Here is a 20,237-nt window from a genome sequence, read left to right on the forward strand (position 1 = left end):
CGAACAAGGACACCGCATGCCGATAGGATTTCTGGGCTTGGGCACGATGGGCCTGCCGATGGCGCACAACCTGCTGCGTGGCGGGTTCGCGTTGAGCGTGTGGAACCGTTCGCCCGAACGCGCCCAGCCGCTGCACGACGCTGGCGCCACGGTGGTGGAGCGACCGCACGATGCCGCGCATGGCCCGCTGCTGTTTTCGATGCTGGCCGACGACAATGCAGTGCGCCAGACCGTGCTGGAGCGTGGCGTACTGGACGCGCTGCCGGCGGGCAGCGTGCACGTCAACATGGCCACCATTTCGGTGGCGCTGGCACACGAGTTGACCGCGCTGCATGCCGAACGTGGCGTGGCCTACGTGGCCGCGCCGGTGCTTGGGCGTGTGGATGTAGCCGAAGCCGGCAAGCTCAATATCCTGGCCGCCGGCGATGAAGCGGCCGTGGCTCGGGTGCAGCCGATGTTCGATGCGCTGGGGCAGAAGACCTGGTACATCGGTCGCGCACCGGAGCAGGCCAATGCAGTGAAGCTGGCCGCCAACTTCTGCCTGGCCAGCGCCATCGGCGCCATGGCCGAAGCCAGTGCGCTGGCACGCGGTCACGGTGTGGATGCCACGCAATTTTTGGGCATGCTCACCAGCACCTTGTTCGCTGCGCCCGCCTACCAGGGCTATGGCCGGCTGATCATGCAGCGCCAATACCTGCCGGCGGGTTTCACCGCCAAGCTGGGCCGCAAGGATGTGGACCTGGCCATCCAGGCCGGCGCCGACAAGCAGGTGCCGATGCCGTTGGGCGAACTGCTGCGCGCAGGGCTGGACGAGGCCATTGCGCATGGCGACGGCAACGCAGACTGGGCGGTCCTGGCGGACGTCTCGGCGCGGCGGGCAGGGCAGGTGGCCTGATCACCTTACGCAACGCGGATTGAGCCCTGCGCAAGGCACTTGGCTTCATGCCACGACGGCCCACCGCTTGCTCACCCAAACATGCAGCGGACCTTCTAAAATGCCGGCTCGTTACAGCCGCCGCTCCAGGGAGGATGCGATGCGACACCTGCAGATCACGCTCGGCTTGGCCGCGCGCGCGCCGCGCGCACGGGCTTGCGCCGGTGGCACGCGATGACCGACGCACCGGTCATCCACCAGGGCCCGGTGGGCCCCGACCATCCCGAGCACCCGGACCACTACCTGTTCGCACAGATCCGCGAAGCGGTCAGCGTGCTGGACGCCGAGTTAGGCAAGCCCGTGGACCAGGCAAGCGAGCGCATGGCCGCGCGCCTGCTGCCGCTGGCCAAGCAGCATGGCTTCGACCAGGTGGACTACGTGGTGCTCAGCCGCCATCTGGGCGAAGTCGGCGAGAACGTGTTCCTGGTGCGTGGCGAGCTGTCCGACCCCGCGCATCTGCGTGCACACATCACCACGCAGGAAGCCATGGAAACATCGGTGGACGCATCGCTTGCGCAGCTGGAGGAGATCAACCGGCGGCTGATGCTGCGTTTGCCGCCGCGCTGAGTGCCGATGCCGGACGTGCGTGGCGGTGCCGCGCATCCGGCATCGGTGCATGCATGGCCCTGCCGGGCGACACGTGATGTTGGCTGCACGTCATCTTGCAGTACGAGCGCAACGCCGCCACGGTCAGAGCGTCAAACATCGGCTGGACGGCACGCCGGTTTTTGCACCCGTTCGCACTGCAAAAGTTACCGACGCAAGCACTGCGTCGGTGATGTCGCGCATTGGCTATCATTGCGCCGATGCGCTCCGACTACATCCTCACCCTGTCCTGTCCCGACCGCACCGGTATCGTCTATCGCGTGACCGGGCTGCTGTTCGACCTGGCCTGCAACATCCTCGACGCACAGCAATTCGGCGACGACGAAAGCGGGCGATTCTTTCTGCGCGTGCATTTCCACAAACCGGCAAAGACCGACATTGCCGCGCTGGAGCAGCGCTTTGCCGTGCTCGCTGGCGAATTTCAGATGACATGGCAACTGCATGACGCACGCCGCCGCGCGCGCCTGCTGGTGCTGGTGAGCAAGCAGGGCCATTGCCTCAACGACCTGTTGTTCCGCATGCACAGCCGGCAATTGCCGGTGGACATCGCTGCGGTGGTCTCCAACCACACCGACTTCGCGCCGTTGGCAGCCTCCTACGGCATCGCCTTCCACCATCTGCCCGTGAGCGCCGACACGCGCGCCGCGCAGGAAGCGCAGCTGCTCGCCCTGGTCGATGATCTGCAGATCGATCTGGTGGTGCTGGCGCGCTACATGCAGATCCTGTCGCCGCAGCTGTGCCGGGCACTGGCCGGGCGCGCGATCAATATCCATCACAGTTTCCTGCCCAGTTTCAAGGGCGCGCAGCCGTATCACCAGGCGCACGCGCGCGGGGTCAAGATCATCGGCGCCACCGCGCACTACGTCACCGAAGATCTGGACGAAGGCCCGATCATCGAGCAGGACGTCGCCCGCGTGGACCACGCCATGACCCCGCGCGACCTGATCCGCCTGGGCAGCGACACCGAATCGCTGGTGCTGGCGCGCGCAGTACGCCGCCACGTCGAACACCGCATCGTGCTCAATGGACATCGCACGGTGGTGTTTCGTTGAGGCGGGGAGTCGGGATTCGGGATTGGGGATTCGCGAAAGCGGCTTGACCGATTGCGTTTCAGCCATGGCGCTACCGCTCTTGCCAATCCCGAATCCCGAATCCCGAATCCCCAATCCCGAATCACGGCTCGAAGCGATACCCCGCGCCATAGACGGAGCGGACCCAGTCCTCGCCGCCGGCGTCGGCGAGCTTGCGGCGTAGATTCTTGACGTGGCTGTCGACAGTGCGGTCGGTGACGATGCGGTGGTCGGCGTAGAGCCGGCCCATCAGTTGCTCGCGCGAGTACACCCGCCCCGGGGCGGCGGCGAGGGTGCGCAGCAGGCGGAACTCGACCTGGGTCAGGTCCAGGGCGCGGCCGTCCACGCTGGCGCGACAGGCATCCTCGTCGATATGCAGGCCCGGTGCCGGTGCGCCGTGGGGGTCGTGGCGATGACGGCGCAACACTGCCTGGACACGCGCCACCACTTCGCGCGGGCTGAACGGCTTGCAGATGTAGTCGTCCGCGCCGATCTCCAGGCCCAGCAGGCGGTCGATTTCCTCCACGCGTGCGGTGACCATGATGACCGGCACCGCGCTTTCCCTGCGCAGGTCGCGGCAGATGTCCAGACCGCCACGGTTGGGCAGCATCAGGTCCAGCAACACCAGGTCCGGCTGCTGCGCGCGGAATGCGCCCAACGCTTGCGCGCCATCGGCGATCCAGTCGTGCGAATAGCCGGCCGCGTGCAGGTACTCGCCCAACACCGCGGCCAGACGCGGTTCGTCCTCGACGATCAGCACATGCCCGATCGGGGACGCGCTGCTCATGCGGCCAGCGCCGGCAAGCGCAGCACCATGCGCAGCCCGCCCAGTGCGGAAGCCTCGGCGTGGATCGAGCCGCCGTGTGCCTCGGCGATGTTGCGACAGATCGCCAGGCCCAGGCCGCTGCCGCCGCTGGCACGATTGCGCGAAGCCTCGGTGCGGTAGAAGCGTTCGAACAACCGCGCGCGCTTGTCTGCATCCACGCCTGGCGCGCTGTCTTCGACCACCAGCTCCAGCACCGCGCCGCGGCGCACGCAGCGCACCTGCACCGTGCCACCGGCGTCGGTGTAGCGCAGCGTGTTTTCCAGCAGGTTGCCCAGCAGTTGCTGCAGACGGCGCTCGTCGCCGTCCAGCTGCAGCGGGCCGGCATCGATCTGCGCCTGCACCTGCAGCTGCGCGGCGGCAAAGCGCGCGTGCAAGCCGTCCAGCACGGTTGCCAGGATGACCGCCAGATCGACGGGAGCGCGCCGATACGCCAGCGCACCGACATCGGTCAGCGACACGTCGTACAGGTCCTCGATCAGCTTGCCCAACTGGCCGACCTGCTGGTGCAGCGACCCCAGCGAGGTGGGTGTCATCGGCCGGATGCCGTCCTGCAGTGCTTCCAGTTCGGCGCGCAGGACCGCCAGCGGCGTGCGCAGCTCGTGCGAGATGTCGGCCATGAAGTCGCGCCGCGCGCGTTCGTTGTGCTCCAACGCTTGCGCCAGCAGGTTGAAATCGCGCGCCAGCTGGCCCAGTTCGTCGCGCGCCGCAGCGTCGATGCGGGTGGCATAGTCGCCCGCAGCGAGCAGGTGGGTGGCCTGGGTCAGGCCACGCAGGCGCCGCAGCAAGGTGCGCGACAACAGCCAGCCGAGCAGCGCGGCGACCAGCAGGCAGGCGCCGCCGATCGCCCACCACGCGCGTTGCTGGGCGGCGTAGAAGCGCGCGTCCGCCGCCGCCAGCGCCTTCTGGAACGGCAGCATCGCCATCCAGCCGACGGTGCGGCCGCCAACCACCACCGGGCGCAGGATGTCGTGGCGGCCGACATCCGGATTGCCGATCACCGGCGTGTAGTCCTGGTCGAGCAGCGCGAAGCGAAACACCGCGCCGGTCTGGTCGGAAATCGGCGGTGCCTCGCGCGGCGGGCCGGGGCCACGCTCCGGGCGCATCAGGACGAACCAGGCATCGGGATTGTCGCGCACGAACTCCCAGCTGCCGTGCCGCGCGTATTCGGCCCTGACCCGTGGCAAGGTCTCTTGCATGCGCTCTACGCCCTGTTCGTTGAGGTAGTCCAGGAACTGGCGTTTGACGAAGGCCTGCACCGCGATGCCGTTGATCAGCAGCACTGCCACGCACGCGGCGAGGATGGCGAGAAACAGCTTGGCGGTGATACCCAGTTTCATCGAAGAGGTGATGCGAAGCGCAGTAACCGCAGCTGCTGCGTATTAGCCGGGTCGGGCCAGGGGAAATCAAGCGAATCGACGCCGCGGCCGGCAATCTCCAAATTTGCTGCACATTCGCGCCGTAGCGTGGCCACATTCGGATAAACCGTGAGTTCGTCGCATGTTGCCCGTCGCTACCCATCGTTTTCGCACTGCGTCCGTGCGCTTGCTGCTGCTCGCCGCCGCGACCACGCTCATGGCCGCGTGTTCTTCCAGGCAGCCGCCGCAGATGCCGCAGACGCAGGTCGGCGTGCAGACGTTGAAGGTGCAGCGGCTGGCCGTGGACCAGACCTTGTCCGGTCGCACCGTGGCCTACGTCACCTCGGACGTGCGCCCGCAGGTCGGCGGCATTTTGCGCAAGCGGCTGTTCACCGAAGGCCAGGACGTCCAGGCCGGGCAGGTGCTGTATGAAATCGATCCGGCCAGCTACCAGGCCGCGTACGACACGGCCAAGGGCGATCTGGCGCAAGCCGAGGCGGCGGTGTTGTCGGCCAGGCCCAAGGCGCAGCGCTACCAGACCCTGGTCGGGCTGGATGCGGTCAGCAAGCAGGACGGCGACGATGCGTTGGCCACGCTGCGCTCGAACCAGGCAGCGGTGGTCGCGGCCAAGGCGTCGTTGCAGACCGCGCGCATCAATCTCGACTACACCCGCATCACCGCGCCGGTGTCCGGCCGCATCGGCACCTCCAGCTACACGCCGGGCGCGCTGGTCAGTGCCGGCCAGAGCGAGGTGCTGGCCACCATCAACCAACTCGACCCGATCTATGTGGACGTGACCCAGTCCAGCGCCCAGCTGCTGCAGTTGCGCCGCCAGCTCGACGCCGGCCAGCTCAAGGCAGTGGATGGCAAGGCCGAGGTGACGCTGCAACTGGAGGACGGCAGCACCTACGCACATAGCGGCACGTTGGAGGTGGTGGATGCCGCGGTCGATACCGCCACCGGCACGGTGAAGCTGCGCGCGGTGGTGCCCAATCCCGAGCGCGTGTTGCTGCCGGGCATGTATGTCACCGCGAAGTTCTCGATGGCGGTGGACGAGCAGGCCATCCTGGTGCCGCAGCAGGCGATCAGCCGCAACAGCAAGGGCCAGGCGGTGGCGATGGTGGTCGGCAGCGACAACAAGGTCGCGCAGCGGGTGCTGACCACCGGCGATGCGATCGGCGACAAGTGGGTGGTGCGCCAGGGATTGAAGGCTGGCGACAAGGTCATCGTGCAGGGCCTGCAGAAGGCGTCGGTCGGCGCCGAGGTCAGGGCCGTGGAAGTGAGCCAGACCGCTGCGGCCGACTCGGCCGCCAACGCGTCGCCATCCACGCAGGGCACCGCCGCGGCGGCGCCCAAGGCCGACTGAGGAACCGCCATGGCCCGCTTCTTCATCGACCGTCCCATCTTCGCCTGGGTCATCGCCATCGTGATCACCCTGGCCGGCGCGCTCTCGATCCTGTCGTTGCCGCTGGAGCAGTATCCCAACATCGCCCCGCCGACGATCAACGTCAGCGCCACCTACACCGGTGCCTCGGCGCAGACCGTGCAGAACTCGGTCACGCAGATCCTCGAGCAGCAGATGACCGGGTTGGACCATCTGCTGTACATGTCTTCCAGCAGCAGTTCCGCCGGCACCGCCTCGATCACCCTGACCTTCGATTCCGGCACCGACCCGGACACCGCCCAGGTGCAGGTGCAGAACAAGGTGTCGCAAGGCGAGGCGATGCTGCCGGAGGCGGTGCAGAGCAATGGCGTGACCGTCACCAAGTCCACCGGCAGCAGTATGTTCATGGTGCTGGCCTTCACCTCCGAAGACGGCAGCATGGACAGCACCGACATCGGCGACTACATGGTGTCCACGCTGCAGGACCCGATCAGCCGGCTCAACGGTGTCGGCGGGGTCAACGTGTTCGGCTCCGAATACTCGATGCGGGTGTGGCTGGATCCGGACAAGCTGCGCACCTATGCGCTGATGCCCGCGGACGTGAGCAACGCGATTTCGGCGCAGAACGCCGACGTCTCCTCCGGCGCGCTGGGCGCGTTGCCGGCGGTGCAGGGTCAGCAGCTCAACGCCACGGTCACCTCGCGCAGCAAGCTCAAGACCCCGGCGCAATTCGAAGCGATCGTGCTGAAGTCGCAGCCCGACGGCGCCACCGTGTATCTGCGCGACGTGGCGCGAGTGGAGCTGGGTTCCAAGTCGTATGCATCCAGTTCCAAGTACAACGGCAAGTCAGCCTCGGGCATGGGACTGGAGCTGGCGACCGGCGCCAATGCGCTGGATGCGGCCAAGGCGGTGGAAGACAAGCTGGAACAGCTCAAGCCGTACTTCCCCACCGGGCTGAAGTACGAGATCGCCTACGACACCACGCCGTTCGTGCGCATTTCCATCGAGGAAGTGGTCAAGACCCTGCTCGAGGCGATCGCGCTGGTGGTGCTGGTGATGTACCTGTTCCTGCAGAACTGGCGCGCCACGCTGGTGCCGGTGATCGCGGTGCCGGTGGTGCTGTTGGGCACCTTCGGCGTGCTCGCCTTGCTCGGCTATTCGATCAATACGCTGACCATGTTCGCGATGGTGCTGGCGATCGGCCTGCTGGTCGATGACGCCATCGTGGTGGTGGAGAATGTCGAGCGCCTGATGAGCGAGGAAGGCATGTCGCCGCGGCAGGCCACCCACACCTCGATGGGGCAGATCTCCGGCGCGCTGGTGGGCATCGCCCTGGTGCTGACCGCGGTGTTCCTGCCGATGGCGTTCTTCGGCGGCGCCACTGGCGAGATCTACCGCCAGTTCTCGGTGACCATCGCCGCGGCGATGCTGCTGTCGCTGCTGGTGGCGCTGACCCTGAGCCCGGCATTGTGCGCCAGCCTGCTCAAGCCGATCGCGCGCGGCGGACACGTCTCGCGCCAGGGCGTGCTCGGGCGCTTCTTCGGCTGGTTCAACGCCCGCTTCGACCGCAGCGCCGAGGGTTACGGCCGCGGCGTGGGCACGTTGATCGGCCATCGCAAACTCGGCGGGCTGGTCTACCTGGCGCTGCTGGTGGTGATGGCGCTGTTGTTCTGGCGCCTGCCCAGTTCGTTCCTGCCCGACGAAGACCAGGGCATGCTGATGGTGATGTTCACCACACCGGCCGGCGCCACGCAGCAGCGCACGCAGCAGTCGATCGATCGGGCCACCGACTTCATCCTCAAGCAACCGGAAGTGGCGGGGATGATGACCATCTCCGGCTTCAGCTTTGCCGGCAGCAGCCAGAACTCGGGCATGGGTTTCATCAAGCTCAAGGATTGGGCGCAGCGCGATGCGCCTGCGCAGGAGATCGCCAACCGCATCACCGGCGCGATGATGGGCGCGCTGCCCGATGCGCAGGTGTTCGCACTGTCGCCGCCGGCGATCAACGGCCTGGGTACCAGTTCCGGTTTCACCCTGCAGTTGCAGGACGTGGCCGGCAAGGGCCACGACGCGCTGGTCACCGCCAGGCAGCAACTGCTGCAACTGGCCAACGCCGACAAGGACCTGACCGCCGTGCGCTTCAACGGCCTGGACGATGCGCCCACCTACCGCGTGCAGATCGACGACGCCAAGGCTGGCGCGCTCGGCCTGGATGCGGCGGACATCAACACCACGCTGGCCACGGTGATGGGCGGCAGCTACGTCAACGATTTCCTCAACAACAACCGGGTCAAGCGCGTGTACGTGCAGGGCGAGCCGAGCGCGCGCATGCTGCCTGCCGACATCGGCCGCTGGTACGTGCGCAACAGCAGTTCGGAGATGGTGCCGTTCTCGGCGTTCTCCAGCAGCGCGTGGGCGTATGCGCCGCAGGTGCTGAGCCGCTTCAACGGCGTAGAGTCGATGGAGATCACCGGCAGCGCTGCCAGTGGCATCAGTTCCGGCGAAGCGATGAACGGCATCGCCGTGCTGGTGGGCAAGATCGGCAAGGACGTGGGTTACGCCTGGTCGAGCATGTCCTACCAGGAGCAGGCTGCCGGCGCGCAGACCTGGATGCTGTACGCGGTGTCGCTGGTGTTCGTGTTCCTGTGCCTGGCCGCCCTCTACGAGAGCTGGTCGATCCCGATCTCGGTGATGCTGGCGGTGCCGGTGGGCATCGTCGGCGCACTGCTGGCAACGTGGCTGCGCGGGCTCTCCAACGACATCTATTTCCAGGTCGGCCTGCTGGCGACGATGGGCCTGGCCGCCAAGAACGGCATCCTGATCGTGGAGTTCGCCAAGGAACTGGAAGAAAAGGGCCAGCCGCTGATCGAAGCGACCTTGCATGCCGCGCGCATGCGCTTGCGCCCGATCGTGATGACCTCGCTGGCGTTCCTGCTCGGCGTGCTGCCGATGGTGGTCAGCAGCGGCGCCGGCTCCGGTGGACGCCATTCGCTGGGCACCGGCGTGCTCGGTGGCACCCTGGTCTCTACGCTGCTGGGCATCTTCTTCGTGCCGTTGTTCTACGTGATGGTGCGCAGCGTGTTTCCGGGCAAGGCGTCTGATCACGCGACAGCCGCTGAGACGTCCGAGGTGGCCCCGTGATGCGCTTTAGCTTTGCAAGTGTGGCAGCGGCCTGCGCCATCGCCTTGAGTGGTTGCGTCAGCATGGCACCGCATTACGCGCGCCCGGATGCGCCGGTGCCCGGGGTGATCGGCGACACCGGCAGCACCGGCAACGCAGGCACCGGTATGCCGAATGCAGCCGCTGTGGATTGGCGGCAGGTGGTGACCGATGCGCGTCTGCAGCAGGTGGTCGCGCTGGCGTTGGACAACAACCGCGACCTGCGTGTGGCAGTGCTCAATATCGAGCAGGCACGCGCGCAGTACCGCATCCAACGTGCGAGCCTGTTTCCCGCCGTCGATGCCACCGTCTCGCATACCGCGCAGCGCGCTGCGGCAGCGACCAGTTTCACCGGCGCCCCGCAGATCATCCGCAGCGCCAGCGGCGAGGTGGGCATCAGCAGCTGGGAGCTGGACCTGTTCGGCCGCATCCGCAGCCTCAAGAACCAGGCCCTGGAAACCTATCTTGCCAGCGAGCAAACCCAGCGCAGCACGCGTCTGAGTCTGGTCGCTGAAGTGGCCAACGACTGGTTGACCGTTGCCGCCGATCAGCAGCGCCTGGCGCTCGCGCAGCAGACCATGGACAGCCAACGCAAGACCTTGCGTCTGACCGAGCTGCAGCACGACAACGGCATCGTCTCCGGTCTGGATCTGGCGCAGATCCAGACCAGCGTGGAAAGCGCGCGCGCTGATGTGGCCAACTACACCACCCAGCTGGCGCAGTCGCGCAACGCCTTGAATCTGGTCGTGGGCACGCCGGTGCCGGCTGCGTTGTTGCCTGCCAGCGATGCGATCGAGACGGGCGTGGCGCTTGCGCCGTTGCCTGCGCAGCTGGAATCGCGGGTGTTGTTGCAGCGCCCGGACGTGCTGTCGGCCGAGCACACGCTCAAGGCCGCCAATGCAGATATCGGCGCAGCACGTGCGGCCTTCTTCCCCACCATCTCGTTGACCGCCAATGCCGGGCGCGGCAGCGATGCGTTATCCAGCCTGTTCGATGGCGACCATACATGGTCGTTCTCGCCCAGCGTGAGCTTGCCGATCTTCCGTGCCGGCGCGTTGAAGGCCGAACTGGATGTGGCCACGTTGGAAAAGGACATCACCATTGCGCAGTACGAATTGGCGATCCAGACCGCCTTCAGTGAAGTGGCCGATGCACTGGCCGAACGCACGCAGCTCGAAGAACGCATGCATGCGCAGCAGGCGATGGTGGACGCCGCACAACGCAGCTTTAGCCTGTCGGATGCGCGCTATCGCCACGGCGTGGACAGTTACCTGGTGACGCTGGATGCGCAGCGCACGCTCTACAGCGCGCAACAGACATTGATCAGCTTGCGGCTGACCGAGGCGAGCAATCGGGTGACCTTGTACAAGGTACTCGGCGGTGGCGCCGATGCGCAGAGCGGCGCGTCTGTGGCGGGTGCGGCGCGTTAGCGTATTGCCCGCACGCTCGTAGGAGCGGCGCAGCCGCGACAGACATTGTCGGTCATGCCTGTCGCGGCTGAAGCCGCTCCTACAACAAACATATTCCGATCAAACTGCACCAGCGTCAGCTTAGGCACTTGGTCAAATCGGCGCTGCACTGGGACGTGCCCGGGACAGCGCCTTGCCCAATCCCTGATCCCGATTCCCTGGCTTTTCAGTAGCCGAATGGCTGATCATCCCGGCCCTCAACGCGCCGCATTCGCATTCATCACCGCGTTGCGATTGGCATCCAGATACTGCGCCGGATCGCGCATGCCGGTGGTGTGGCATTGGCCGGTGGTGTGGCCGCGATTCACGCCACCCGGCAGCTGCGCATTGACCTGCTCCACCGTGCCGTCTTCCGGGTCGTTCAATACCAGGTCCGAGGCAGCGTTGCAGTAGTCGTTGGTGTACCAGTTGGTCTTGGCGAACGAGGTGGTGTAGTAGTTGACCTTGGCGCGTGCATCGGCCGGGATGCCGGCCAGCCAGGCCTTGGCGCCGTCGTAGGTCATGTCGCTATTGGTGCCGCAGCCCACGCCGAACCACGAACCCACCGCGGCCAGCACCCCAGACAGATTGGTGCCTTGATACGGCGTGCCCACCGATTGCATCACTCGCCCACCGGTGGCGTTATCCAGCCCGCTCCAGTAGTAGGTATACAGGTGCAGCGCCGCCATGCCGCCCTGGCTGTGCGCGACCGTGGAGAACGACGACCATTGGCTGGCGAACTGCGCGATTCGCTGCGCGAACTGATCGTTGCTGCGGTTCTGCTTGGCATCCAGGAAGGTCGAGGCGTTGGTGAATTGCGCCTGTGGCCATACGCCGTTGGAGCAATAGCCGTGCACCAGCACCAACTGCGAACCGGCGGCCTGAGGCTGTGCCGTTGTCATCGCAGACGCCAACGCAGTCGGGCGCGGGCCCATGCGCATGCTTTCATCGATTGCCGTGCTGGCGCGCGCGATGCTGGCGCGTCGCAACGCGGGCACCTGCAACGGTAGCGTGGCGGCCTGCACCAGCGGGATGTAATGGTCCGGGTCTTCGATGCGCAGGCTGCGCAGCGTAAACGGCGCACGCGCACCGGCGCGCGCAATCCAGCGTTCGTCCAGGCTTAGCGGGAGCTGGCCTTGTTGCGGCGTCAGCATGCCGCCGATCCAGGCCACCGGGATGTCCTTGCCCTTGGCATCGGTGCCCCAGACCTGGCCGAACACGCGGTAATGCGACGGCGCGTTGCCTCGCGCAGCCACTGGCAGCGCGATCGTCAGCCGCGTGCCCGCTGCAGCACGTGCGCCCAGGGCATTGCCGAGCAGACGTAGCGACGTATCCACCACCGGCACCACATGCTCGCTGGTCCGCACGAACGGCTGGCCGGCCTGGTCATGCCCATGCACGACGACCTGGGCAATCCAGGTACCCTCGCTGGTCGGTTGGAATGTGCCGCCGTACACGCCATCGCCAGCGGCGCCATCGTCGTGCTTGCCGTCGTCGGCCATCGGCAGGCTGCGCACACCGCCTTGCGGATCGATCACACGCAGGCTTGCTTCGTCGATCGTTCCGGCTTGTGCCGTCAGCAGCGTGGCGCCGCGTACATCGTTGCCGCTCAGCAACGCGTTGAGCGTGAGCGACTGGCCAACCTGCTGCTGACGCGTGCGCAGGTACGAAGCAAGCTGCGTGCGCGCATCGCCTTCCATCAGCACGTAGCCACGCTGCGTCACCGGCGAGGACGACTGCAGCGTCAATGACCAGGCGCCGTTGCGCGCCGACTCCACGGCGTAGCGCACGCCGCTGGTGCCGTGCTCGGCGGTGCCCAGCAGCGTGCGCTGCGCTTGCAGCGGCGTCGCCACGGCGGCGGTGCGCACGCCGGCAAGCTGAGGTGCAGCCACTGCCGCCTCCCAGGCCTCATCGCCGGACAGCACCATGAAGCGCAGGTGCCCGTTTTCCACCGGCAAGCTGCCTTGCCAGCGCGCGGATTGACCGGCCGGTGCCAGTTCCACCGGCAGCAATGCACTCTTGGACAGGATCGCCGACTCGGCCGGATCTGGCGCACGCATCTGCGCGAACTCTTCCGGTGGGCCAGCCAATTGTTTGGGCTGCAACTCGGCTGCCGCAAGCGGCGCGCAGAGCAATGAGAGGGAGCACAACAGCGACAACGGCGACGGCTTCGGCATGGCAGATCTCTCCGTGAGCATTGCAGAAGCGATGCCATCGCGCACGGCAACGACATCGGATGCAGCGCCCCCTCGCCGCGATTCGTCGACGGTTATACCGCGCTCTTGTGACAGGTCTGCTGTGCGCTGCAACACTCGCGGTGCCGCGCGCAAGTCGTTAGAAATCAAGCAATGCTGATGGTGATCGGGGTCGCGGACGCGGCGTTGTTTTAGCGAAACGCGTGCAGCGCAGGAACACGCAATTCTCTTTCAACCTCTTGCGATTTAGCTGGAGCGGCCAGATGGCCTTGACCCATGACGCATACGGCGCATTCAGCTGTTCTCATCCTCGTCGGCCTTGCCACGGCTGGATAGCCAGATTAGCAGCGGTGTGACCGTCTCAAGCCCGCGCCGATTCGCACACGGACAGGTTGCTGTCAGGCCTGATCGGCGCGCACGGAACGCATGCGATCTTGCTGCGAAGCACGCGAGCGATAGTGCGCAACCCACTCCACAGACTGGGCGATGCCGCCGAACGGAAACAGGTGCAGGCGGACATCTCCATGGGCTTCTGTCAGGCGGCTGGCGAGGCGATCGACAAAGCGATCCGGCCCCGCGTTGCCGAATAACTTGCCAATGGAAATGCCATAGTTTGAGAGCACCGACGCGCAGGCGCCGACACCGCAGCTTGCCGCATAGCGTGCGAGAACGGCGACACTGGCAGGACCAGGCACGCCCACCCGCACCGGATGCGTCATGCCACGCGCGCGCAACGCTTCCAGCCATGTCACCACGATGTCGGCGTCGAACCCGAACTGCGTCACGATCAGGGGCGCCATGCCGCGCTCCTGGATGCTGCGACACTTGCGTTCCAGCACGTCCCATTGTTCTGTCGTGCGCAGGATCGGATGCCCCTCCGGGTGACCCGCCACGGCGATGGTGCGGATGCCTGAGCGTTCAAACACACCCGTCTCGATCAGCGACACGCTGTCGGGAAACGGTCCCTTCGGAGTGGAGGGATCGCCCGCAATCACCAGGCAGCGTGTGACGCCGGCCTCATCGACCAGGCGCGCGATACATGCCTGCAGTTCCCCGAGCGAGCCGATGCGACGCGCGGAAAGATGGGGCACAGGTTCGAAACCAAGGCTACGCACCATCTGTGCTGCGGCCAGCCGCACCGCCTGGTTTTGGCCTGGCAGGTAGGGGATGAACATGGCGCAGCCAGGCAGGATGCGTGGGGCCGCATTGGTCAGCGCGCCGACGTCCTTGGCGCTGACCTCCAGCGAATAGGCCTCGGTCACGGTGCTCGCGAAGTTCGGCGTGTCGGTAGAAATCACGGGTCTTGCCGTCTTGTCATGATGATCGGGTGGCATCGCCACGACGCACTGATCCAGCGGAAAGGAGCCAAAATCCCCATGTGGTCTCCGCTGGACTGGCGAAAGGCTCAGTCTTCCGGCGCGTCATCGCCGTAGAACTTCACACCGAGTTGAATGCGCTTGCGGCCGCTGTCCACACGATGCCGATTGGTGTCGCGCAGGGAATAGACGCAGCCGCAGTATTCCTGTTGATAGAAGTTCTCGCGCTTGCTGATCTGAATCATGCGCGAGGCGCCACCGCCCTTGCGCCAGTTGTACTCCCAATACATCAAGCCGGGATACCTGGACGCGGCGCGAATGCCGCAGTCGTTGATCTGCTGCATGTTTTTCCAGCGCGAGATGCCCAGCGAACTGGTGATCACCGGAAAGCCGTGCTCGTGGGCATACAGCGCGGTGCGTTCGAAGCGCATGTCAAAGCACATGGTGCAACGCACGCCGCGCTCAGGTTCGTTTTCCATCCCGCGCGCCCGCTCGAACCAGTTGTCCCGATCGTAGTCGGCATCGATGAAGGGCACGCCGAACTGTTCGGCAAAACGCACGTTCTCATCCTTGCGCAACTCGTATTCCTTGCGCGGATGAATGTTGGGGTTGTAGAAAAAGATGGTGTAGTCGATGCCGGAGGCCAACATCGCCTCCATGACCTCGCCAGAGCACGGCGCGCAGCACGAATGCAGCAAGACCTTGGTATGGCCATCAGGCAGCGGAAGTGGCATGCGTTGGGCAGTGGAATCCATCAGTGGGGTCCTTGCGTGTAGGCAGTGGCATTGGCGGGCGCGCGCGCCAGTTCGATGAAGGCGCGCAGGTAATCGATCGCGATGTCCGCCTCGCGCGCGCCCAGATAGATCTGCTTGGGGATGCCGCGCGCACCCAGCCGCACCGGCACCACGTCCATCCTGGCCGCATATTCCTCCACCAGCCAGCGCGGCATGGCGGCCACGCCGCGGCCGCTGGCCACCATCTGCATCATGATGTCGGTGGTTTCGATGGCCTTGTGGCGCCGCGGCGTGACGCCGGCCGGCAACAGGAACTGGCTGTAGATATCCAGGCGCTCAAGATCCACCGGGTAGCTGATCAGCACTTCGCGTGTGAGCTGCTGTGGCTTGACGTAGGCCGCCGACGCCAGCGCATGGCGCTTGGCCACGACCAGTACCTGCTCGTAGTCGAACACCGGCTCGAACCTGAGCCCTGGCTTGAACAGCGGGTCGGGCGTGACCAGCAGATCGATCTCGTAGCCGAACAACGCGCCGATGCCGCCGAACTGGAACTTCTGCTTCACATCCACATCCACATCCGGCCACGTGGCCAGATACGGCGCCACCAGCTTGAGCAGCCACTGGTAGCAGGGATGGCATTCCATGCCGATGCGTAGCGCACCGCGCTCGCCCTGGGCAAACTGCCCCAGCCGCTCTTCGGCCAGATCCAGTTGCGGCAGCACCCGGTTCGCCACCGCCAGCAGGTACTGGCCGGCCTGGGTCAGCCGCAGGCTGCGCCCCTCGCGCAACCAGATGTCGGTGCCCAGCTGCTGTTCCAGCTTCTTCATGCTGTGGCTCAGCGCCGACTGGGTCAGATTCAGCACGCCTGCGGCGGCAGTCAGCGAGCCTTGCTGCTCGACCTGCTGGACGATGGTGAGATGGATGCGCTCGAGCATTCAATGATCCGAATTCATGGATTGTTGAAATAACACCATTTTACTTCATCGAATGCGAGCCCTAGCATCGGGACTCGTCGTTCAGCCGCTGCCGTGCGAACGGGTTCGGACCAAGGCGCGGCCGATGGGTCGGGCCGCAAGCGTCCTGGCGCACTGCACGACGTCCCCACTGCGTAAGGTTGCCCAGCATGACTGTCAAACACCCACTCCGCGTCGTTGCGGTCTCCGGCGGGATGCAACGCCCCTCCAAGGCCGTCGCCCTGGCAGAACACCTGCTGGAGTTAATCGCCGATCAGGTGCCGTGCGAGCGCCATTTGGTCGAACTTGGAGCGTTGGCGCCGCACTTCGCGGGCGCGCTCTGGCGTACCCAAGTGCCCGACACGGTGGAGCAGGCGCTCTGCCTGGTGGAGCAGGCCGACGTGCTGGTGGTGGCAACACCGGTCTACCGCGGCTCCTTCACCGGACTGTTCAAGCATTTCTTCGATTTCATCGATCAGGATGCCTTGATCGACACGCCCGTGCTGCTCGCCGCAACCGGGGGCAGCGACCGCCATGCGTTGGTGATCGACCATCAGCTACGCCCGCTTTTCAGTTTCTTCCAGGCACGCACCCTGCCGCTGGGCGTCTACGCAACCGACCGCGACTTTCTGGACTACCGCGTGCACAACGACGCGCTGGCCGAACGGGCCAGGCTGGCGGTGCAGCGGGCATTGCCGTTGATCGAGCTGACCGGGCATGCACGGTCCATCGCCGCGCCGGGCGTGGCTGCGGCCTGATGGCCCAGCTCGCGGTAGCCAGGGAACCGGATCGGTCGGCAAGCGCGCGCTGATCCACTTCCCGGCCTGCATGCCGCCGGCATGACCCGTTACACAGCGCATGCGCGCGTTCCCATCTTAGAAACAAGGCATCGGTTCGCAATGACTCACGCATTGAATTTCACCATCAAGAGCCTGCGCTTCGATGAGGACTACCGTCCCTCGGCCACGACGCGCAACACGACCAATTTCGCCAACCTGGCCAGGGGTCAGCGACGTCAGGAAAACCTGCGTAACACGCTGGCGATGATCGACAACCGCTGCAACGAGCTGGCGCACTGGGATAACCCCGACCGCGACCGTTATGCGGTGGAGCTGGACATTATCTCCGTCGAAATGCACATCGGCGAACGCGCGCTGGACGATGCGTTTCCGTTGATCGAGATATTGAAGCCCACCATCGTCGATCGCCACACCGGCGCGCGTATCGACGGCATTGCCGGCAATAATTTCTCCTCCTACGTGCGCGACTACGATTTCAGCGTGCTGCTGCCCGCGCACAACCAGGATGCGTCCGGCTTCAACGTCCCGGACGATTTTGGTGACCTGCACGGCAAGCTGTTCAAGCACTTCGTGCATTCGCCCGCATATTGCGCGCACTTCCGGAAGCCGCCGGTCATCTGCATCAGCGTCTCCACCAGCAGAACCTATCACCGCACCGGGAACCGGCACCCCATCCTGGGCATCGAATACCGCCAGGACGCGTTTTCGTTGACCGACCAGTATTTCGAAAAGATGGGCCTGCAGGTGCGCTATTTCATGCCACCCAACAGCGTTGCGCCCTTGGCGTTCTACTTCTTCGGCGACCTGCTCGGCGACTACACCAACCTGGAGCTGATCGGCACCATCGCCACGATGGAGACATTTCAGAAGATCTACCGGCCAGAGATCTACAACGCCAACGCTGCAGCAGGGCCGACCTATCGGCCGAGCCTGAAGCATCAGGACTATTCGTCCACCCAGATCGTCTACGACCGCCAAGAGCGCAGCCAGCTCGCCGTGACGCAGGGAAAGTTCACCGAAGAGCACTTCATCCGGCCCTACGGCAACCTTCTTGCGCAGTGGGCGTCCAGCCACGCTTCCTAATCAACCAGAACCCATCCCATTGCTCATCATGACAAAGCTGCTTCCCACCTCAACCGCCGGTAGCCTGCCCAAGCCGTCCTGGCTTGCCCAGCCCGAAACGCTCTGGTCGCCCTGGAAATTGCAGGGCGCCGAATTGATCGAAGGCAAGCAGGACGCGCTGCGTTTGTCGCTGCAGGAACAGCAGCACGCCGGCATCGATATCGTCAGCGACGGCGAACAGACCCGTCAGCATTTCGTCACCACGTTTATCGAACATCTCAGCGGTGTCGATTTCGAAAAGCGGCAGACGGTCAGGATTCGCGACCGCTACGACGCCAGCGTGCCGACCGTCGTCGGCGCGGTCAGCCGCCCAAAGTCGGTGTTCGTGGACGACGCCAGGTTCCTGCGCCAGCAGACCCGCCAGCCGATCAAGTGGGCGCTGCCGGGCCCGATGACGATGATCGACACCCTCTTCGATGCGCACTACAAAAGCCGCGAAAAACTGGCGTGGGAGTTTGCCAAGATCCTCAATCAGGAAGCCAGGGAACTCGAAGCCGCCGGCGTGGACATCATCCAGTTCGACGAACCGGCCTTCAATGTCTTCTTCGACGAGGTCAACGACTGGGGCGTTGCCACCCTGGAGCGCGCGGTGGAAGGGCTGAAGTGCGAGACCGCCGTCCACATCTGCTATGGCTACGGGATCAAGGCCAATACCGACTGGAAGCAGACGCTGCGCTCGGAGTGGCGCCAGTACGAAGAGTCGTTTCCCAAGCTGCAAACATCCTCGCTCGACATCATTTCGCTGGAATGCCACAACTCGCACGTGCCGATCGATCTGATCGAACTCGTTCGCGGCAAGAAGGTGATGGTCGGTGCCATCGACGTGGCAAGCACCACCATCGAAACACCGCAGGAAGTGGCCGAGACGCTGCGAAAGGCGCTGCGCTTCGTCGATGCCGACAAGCTCTATCCCTCCACCAACTGCGGCATGGCGCCGCTCGCCCGGCACGTGGCGCGCGGCAAACTCGGTGCGCTCAGTGCAGGTGCGCAGATCGTGCGTGACGAGCTGTCGGCTTAGGGCAACTAACAACACTCCTACGCAGCCGTCAGGCGGGCGCGGTCGGTGCTCGGAATTCTCATGTGCCGCTCGTACATTGCGGTTCTGAGCGCGCCGTCCGCGCCCACACTCACGGCTGCTCGCTACGTTTTATTAGCCGCTCCTAGTCCCATTGCCACAGCAGTGTGCCCCGTGCCGTCGGGCGGGCCCGGGGTGCGCGCAAACGCGGCAGATGCCGATTCGTGGACATCGTCCATATCATCGCCAGCGGCTGCGCACGGGCGTCGCCGGCGCTTGATCGCGCCGGCGCCATGCATGGCGCAACGCGCATGGCCCACGCATCCCATCGCAGGCCGCATGACGCCCGCCCGGCTCTCAGCCGCTGCGTGCACCGCCACGGCGTGCATACAAGGCCGTCAGCAACGGCACCAGCAACGAGGTGACGATGACCGCGCTGGCCACCAGCGCCGTCGCGGCCGGCGCGGCGGGTGCGAACTGCGGTGCCATGCCGGCGATCAGCGCCGGAGTGGCCACGGCGGCACCGGCGGTGCTGGAGGCCGCCACCCCGGCCGTGCCGTTGCCGCCGCCGATCCAACGGTCGGCCAGCAGCAGGGGTAGCCCGGTGATCACGATGACTGCCACGCCCAGCAGCACCCCGCTTGCGCCGGTGTGGGCGATGGTGGACAGATCCAGCGTGTTGCCGAGCGCGAAGCCGAAGAAGGGCACCAGCGTCTTGGTCGCCTGCGCGAAGAACTGCCGCAATTGCGCATCGAGGTTGCCGAGCGCAAAGCCCAGCAACAGCGGCAGCACCGCACCGACGAACAGCAGTGGGTCGAAGCTGGCCAGGCCGCTGGCACCCAGGATCAGCATGGAAATCAGCGGGCCCGATTCCAGCGACATCAGCACTACCGCCCCTGCGTCTTCGCTGCTGCCGTATTGCTGCATCAACGCGGCGTACAGCCCGCCGTTGGTCATGTCCATCGCAGCCACCAGCGCCAGGACCGACAGCCCGGCCAGCGGCCCGCTCGGCACGCCGCCGATGGGAAGCAGCGGTGCGCACATGACTGCCACCAGCCAGGCCACTGCGATCTTGGTCAGCACCAGGCTGCCCGAACGGCGCAGCACCCGTCCGGAGGCGCGCAGCTGGATGGTTGCCCCCATGCAGAAGAACCACACCGCCAGGATCGGAACGGTGCCGCTGATCAGCCCGTTGCTGAAAGATCCCAAGGTGCTGCCGGCCTGCGGCCAGAGCGTGTGGCAAACCGCCCCGAGCAACAGGGGGACCAGCATCATCCCGCCGGGAAGCCGCTCCATCGTGGCCTTGATGTGCATCTGCGT

General features: G+C 65.5%; 16 protein-coding genes and 1 other RNA gene. 10 read left to right on the forward strand and 7 right to left on the reverse strand.

What is annotated here, in order from left to right; translation table 11 throughout:
• Positions 1-16 precede the first annotated feature (16 nt).
• The 3 genes from ACCQ16_RS01555 (at position 17) to purU (ending at position 2,592) form a co-directional block, all read left to right on the forward strand.
• Entirely contained in the window at positions 17-895 is an 879-nt protein-coding gene (locus ACCQ16_RS01555; protein WP_218504683.1) for an NAD(P)-dependent oxidoreductase, read from the forward strand.
• A gap of 213 nt (positions 896-1,108) precedes the next feature.
• Entirely contained in the window at positions 1,109-1,501 is a 393-nt protein-coding gene (locus tag ACCQ16_RS01560) for an XVIPCD domain-containing protein (protein WP_008574877.1), read from the forward strand.
• Positions 1,502-1,740: 239 nt separating this feature from the next.
• Complete coding sequence (purU, locus tag ACCQ16_RS01565) at positions 1,741-2,592, forward strand: formyltetrahydrofolate deformylase (protein WP_014089076.1); 852 nt, start codon at positions 1,741-1,743, stop codon at positions 2,590-2,592.
• A gap of 121 nt (positions 2,593-2,713) precedes the next feature.
• On the opposite strand, the gene ACCQ16_RS01570 is transcribed toward purU, so the two are convergent.
• A complete protein-coding gene (locus tag ACCQ16_RS01570; RefSeq protein ID WP_031420758.1) occupies positions 2,714-3,397 on the reverse strand; it encodes a response regulator in 684 nt (227 codons plus the stop codon).
• Complete coding sequence (baeS, locus tag ACCQ16_RS01575) at positions 3,394-4,773, reverse strand: sensor histidine kinase efflux regulator BaeS (RefSeq protein WP_218490855.1); 1,380 nt, start codon at positions 4,771-4,773, stop codon at positions 3,394-3,396. Before baeS ends, ACCQ16_RS01570 begins: the two co-directional genes overlap by 4 nt.
• 160 nt (positions 4,774-4,933) lie before the next feature.
• Here baeS and ACCQ16_RS01580 point away from each other — a divergent pair, with 160 nt between their 5' ends.
• Genes ACCQ16_RS01580 through ACCQ16_RS01590 form a run of 3 tightly spaced genes read left to right on the forward strand, consistent with a single transcriptional unit; the run spans position 4,934 to position 10,764 of the window.
• Positions 4,934-6,157, forward strand: coding sequence for an efflux RND transporter periplasmic adaptor subunit (locus ACCQ16_RS01580; protein ID WP_218532577.1), 1,224 nt, complete (start codon positions 4,934-4,936; stop codon positions 6,155-6,157).
• Between the two features lie 9 nt (positions 6,158-6,166).
• The gene (locus tag ACCQ16_RS01585; RefSeq protein ID WP_277573028.1) at positions 6,167-9,316 is read left to right on the forward strand and encodes an efflux RND transporter permease subunit; all 3,150 of its coding nucleotides are present in this window, start codon (positions 6,167-6,169) and stop codon (positions 9,314-9,316) included.
• Positions 9,316-10,764 carry an efflux transporter outer membrane subunit gene (locus ACCQ16_RS01590; RefSeq protein WP_277569238.1) on the forward strand — a complete coding sequence of 483 codons (1,449 nt, stop codon included), beginning with the start codon at positions 9,316-9,318 and terminating at the stop codon, positions 10,762-10,764. Before ACCQ16_RS01585 ends, ACCQ16_RS01590 begins: the two co-directional genes overlap by 1 nt.
• A 236-nt stretch (positions 10,765-11,000) precedes the next feature.
• On the opposite strand, the gene ACCQ16_RS01595 is transcribed toward ACCQ16_RS01590, so the two are convergent.
• From ACCQ16_RS01595 to ACCQ16_RS01610, 4 genes are all read right to left on the reverse strand, one after another.
• Positions 11,001-12,959 (reverse strand): choice-of-anchor X domain-containing protein, encoded by a 1,959-nt coding sequence (locus tag ACCQ16_RS01595; RefSeq protein WP_277573027.1) that lies wholly within the window; start codon positions 12,957-12,959, stop codon positions 11,001-11,003.
• A 416-nt stretch (positions 12,960-13,375) separates the two neighbouring features.
• Positions 13,376-14,275 carry a methylenetetrahydrofolate reductase gene (locus ACCQ16_RS01600; protein ID WP_218555301.1) on the reverse strand — a complete coding sequence of 300 codons (900 nt, stop codon included), beginning with the start codon at positions 14,273-14,275 and terminating at the stop codon, positions 13,376-13,378.
• A gap of 107 nt (positions 14,276-14,382) precedes the next feature.
• On the reverse strand, positions 14,383-15,048 hold the full coding sequence (locus ACCQ16_RS01605; RefSeq protein ID WP_011346036.1) for an epoxyqueuosine reductase QueH: 666 nt from the start codon (positions 15,046-15,048) through the stop codon (positions 14,383-14,385).
• Positions 15,048-15,962, reverse strand: a complete 915-nt coding sequence (locus tag ACCQ16_RS01610) for a LysR family transcriptional regulator (RefSeq protein WP_008574897.1) — start codon at positions 15,960-15,962, stop codon at positions 15,048-15,050. The genes ACCQ16_RS01605 and ACCQ16_RS01610 overlap by 1 nt, the downstream gene beginning before the upstream one ends.
• 188 nt (positions 15,963-16,150) lie before the next feature.
• On the opposite strand from ACCQ16_RS01610, the gene msuE reads away from it, so the two are divergent.
• The 4 genes from msuE (at position 16,151) to ACCQ16_RS01630 (ending at position 19,058) form a co-directional block, all read left to right on the forward strand.
• Positions 16,151-16,738, forward strand: coding sequence for an FMN reductase (gene msuE / locus ACCQ16_RS01615; protein WP_008574899.1), 588 nt, complete (start codon positions 16,151-16,153; stop codon positions 16,736-16,738).
• A 141-nt stretch (positions 16,739-16,879) separates the two neighbouring features.
• Entirely contained in the window at positions 16,880-17,863 is a 984-nt protein-coding gene (locus ACCQ16_RS01620; RefSeq protein ID WP_029818355.1) for a DUF1852 domain-containing protein, read from the forward strand.
• Between the two features lie 28 nt (positions 17,864-17,891).
• The gene (locus ACCQ16_RS01625; protein ID WP_372380180.1) at positions 17,892-18,920 is read left to right on the forward strand and encodes a methionine synthase; all 1,029 of its coding nucleotides are present in this window, start codon (positions 17,892-17,894) and stop codon (positions 18,918-18,920) included.
• 60 nt (positions 18,921-18,980) lie between these two features.
• Positions 18,981-19,058: non-coding RNA, sX9 sRNA (locus ACCQ16_RS01630), on the forward strand.
• 216 nt (positions 19,059-19,274) lie between these two features.
• Here the strand turns inward: ACCQ16_RS01630 and kdgT are convergent.
• Positions 19,275-20,231: a 2-keto-3-deoxygluconate transporter gene (kdgT, locus tag ACCQ16_RS01635; RefSeq protein ID WP_122273607.1), complete on the reverse strand. Its 957-nt coding sequence runs from the start codon at positions 20,229-20,231 to the stop codon at positions 19,275-19,277.
• Positions 20,232-20,237 lie beyond the last annotated feature (6 nt).

This window comes from Xanthomonas sp. NCPPB 1062, from assembly GCF_041481705.2.
Taxonomy (GTDB): Bacteria; Pseudomonadota; Gammaproteobacteria; order Xanthomonadales; family Xanthomonadaceae; genus Xanthomonas; species Xanthomonas euvesicatoria.

Coding starts and splice junctions, on each gene's coding strand:
- ACCQ16_RS01555 (WP_218504683.1), top strand. CDS start 17: ATGCCGATAGGATTTCTGGGCTTGGGCACGATGGGCCTGCCGATGGCG.
- ACCQ16_RS01560 (WP_008574877.1), top strand. CDS start 1,109: ATGACCGACGCACCGGTCATCCACCAGGGCCCGGTGGGCCCCGACCAT.
- purU (WP_014089076.1), top strand. CDS start 1,741: ATGCGCTCCGACTACATCCTCACCCTGTCCTGTCCCGACCGCACCGGT.
- ACCQ16_RS01570 (WP_031420758.1), bottom strand. CDS start 3,397: ATGAGCAGCGCGTCCCCGATCGGGCATGTGCTGATCGTCGAGGACGAA.
- baeS (WP_218490855.1), bottom strand. CDS start 4,773: ATGAAACTGGGTATCACCGCCAAGCTGTTTCTCGCCATCCTCGCCGCG.
- ACCQ16_RS01580 (WP_218532577.1), top strand. CDS start 4,934: ATGTTGCCCGTCGCTACCCATCGTTTTCGCACTGCGTCCGTGCGCTTG.
- ACCQ16_RS01585 (WP_277573028.1), top strand. CDS start 6,167: ATGGCCCGCTTCTTCATCGACCGTCCCATCTTCGCCTGGGTCATCGCC.
- ACCQ16_RS01590 (WP_277569238.1), top strand. CDS start 9,316: ATGCGCTTTAGCTTTGCAAGTGTGGCAGCGGCCTGCGCCATCGCCTTG.
- ACCQ16_RS01595 (WP_277573027.1), bottom strand. CDS start 12,959: ATGCCGAAGCCGTCGCCGTTGTCGCTGTTGTGCTCCCTCTCATTGCTC.
- ACCQ16_RS01605 (WP_011346036.1), bottom strand. CDS start 15,048: ATGGATTCCACTGCCCAACGCATGCCACTTCCGCTGCCTGATGGCCAT.
- ACCQ16_RS01610 (WP_008574897.1), bottom strand. CDS start 15,962: ATGCTCGAGCGCATCCATCTCACCATCGTCCAGCAGGTCGAGCAGCAA.
- msuE (WP_008574899.1), top strand. CDS start 16,151: ATGACTGTCAAACACCCACTCCGCGTCGTTGCGGTCTCCGGCGGGATG.
- ACCQ16_RS01620 (WP_029818355.1), top strand. CDS start 16,880: ATGACTCACGCATTGAATTTCACCATCAAGAGCCTGCGCTTCGATGAG.
- ACCQ16_RS01625 (WP_372380180.1), top strand. CDS start 17,892: ATGACAAAGCTGCTTCCCACCTCAACCGCCGGTAGCCTGCCCAAGCCG.
- kdgT (WP_122273607.1), bottom strand. CDS start 20,231: ATGCACATCAAGGCCACGATGGAGCGGCTTCCCGGCGGGATGATGCTG.